The following is a 1932-nucleotide window of genomic DNA, read 5'->3' on the forward strand; positions in this document are numbered from 1 at the left end:
TGTAAATGGGTTTGGCGATAATCCTATAGCTAGGCTTAATAAGATTAGGTCAATGATAGATAGGTTAAATACCAACGATAACGTCTTAAATAACATCAGAGATACTATTGATGATATCATAGATATAAACATTAATGGTCTTGATAAGGATCAGGTTAAGGGGGCTATACAGACTTACAATGATCTTATGAATGATATTGACAACGGGAATGAAGTTGATCAGGATAAACTTAATGAGGCTATTGATATCATTAATAATTATTCTGATGATCCTCTTCTTCAATTCGTGGAATGGATGAGGTTGTATGATAACGGAAGTATAGCTGTCAAGGATTACGATAAATCCATACCTATGGGTGATGTCCTCACAGAGAGCGAACCCGGGACATCCACCGGCAGGACGGAAGTTAACGCCGCCCAGAACCCGGTGGTGTTGATGGCTCAAAAGAGAGAGATCGGTGGGGTCATGTATTATGAGGTTGGCGGAATGAGACTTGACAGGTTTATGGACGGTCTTGGGCTTAAAAGATCTGATGCCACTGATACTGATAATGGAAGGGTGATGGATTTCACCAACGGAATCGACATATTTACTGTCATAGAATCGGATAACCACTCAAGATGGATGATTAGCGAGGATGACGCTCAGGCTTTCGAGAACGCTACCGGTGTCATACTGGGGCGGCAGACCGCCTTATCTACCTCCAACTGGTTCATGGTGTATCGCAAGGGGCAGGACGGATCCGTTGTCCCTTATTATACGGGTGATACGTTTGGATCTAACAACGAGTCGGTGAATCAGGAAGCAGCGGCTAGCCTTCGCAAGGGTGATATGGTAAGGTTTAAGATGGATATGTCAGATCCATACACCAAGGGACTGTATGATAAATACAATAGACTTAACGCCGTTGATCCTAATTCTGATGAGACTAAGTCGGCTTACAGAGAGCTGGTTGATAATATGGTTATTAAGATCGTGGATAGCGATGGCAATTTCGTCTCGGTACTGAAAGCCAATGACCCGGACTCAAAAGGAAGTAACGCTGATTTAAGGAGTATGGCCTTTGAGTTGTATAGGGATAATGTAGGATCTGTCGCTGGCGAGATTGATATACCGTTCGTAGGCACAGTTACCAGTGTTTTGCCGGGAAGACCGAACTTCAGTGTAAGTGATGATAATGGTACGTTGATGGTATCCGAAAATGACTTTACCAATGAGACGGTTGGTAAGGTCGAGAGCGTAGGATATATAGAGAACGGGAAGGTTACGATGAGGGATGATATTAAGTATAATATATTTCCGTTCTGTACGGCTATCGTCAGGGACAAGTATGGTGATTATAAAAATTCACGTATCCCGGTCGTAGCTATAAAGACAGGAAATGGAAGAAATTACCTGTACCCCGTAAGATTGAAAAATCAGGATATATCATCATTCTCATCTATGATCGGATCGATGGCTGACAGAATTATAGAGGGTCTAGGTGGTGGAGTAAGTATTGATGATATAATGGATCTTAACAACGCTATAGCCAGATCCGGGTTGGATAACAAGACATATATGATTCCGTTGGCTGGAGACGTGGATGTTATCAAGGGACGGTTAAAGGCTGTCAAGGAAGCCGCTAGTAAGATGCCTATGACCGCTGACGTAAGAGGATGGATAGGCGATTCTAGGATCAAGGAGGATATTTTGATGAATGACGTTACGATCAACATCGATCTTAATAACGATCCTTTCATAGCTCCTAAGTTCAGGATGAGTATTAGGAGGGATGAGACGTTCTTCGAGGATACGGAGACCCCGTTCGCCAACCCGCCCGGTTTCCAATCGGAGTTCGCCTCGCCTACGAAGGCTGCCGAGGACAAGTCTTTGGCTTCCGAAGGTAATATAGTATCGGGAGAAAAAGAAGCCGATGATCCTTGCTAAAT

General features: G+C 43.5%; 1 protein-coding gene. It reads left to right on the forward strand.

Annotated features, from left to right (window positions below; all coding sequences use genetic code 11):
• A partial coding sequence (locus ACFFUV_RS23315; RefSeq protein WP_390198288.1) for a hypothetical protein occupies positions 1-1930 on the forward strand: 1930 nt, incomplete at its 5' end.
• Between the last annotated feature and the right edge of the window lie 2 nt (positions 1931-1932).

Origin of the sequence: Vibrio olivae (assembly GCF_042428525.1) — a bacterium.
Classification (GTDB): Bacteria; Pseudomonadota; Gammaproteobacteria; order Enterobacterales; family Vibrionaceae; genus Vibrio; species Vibrio olivae.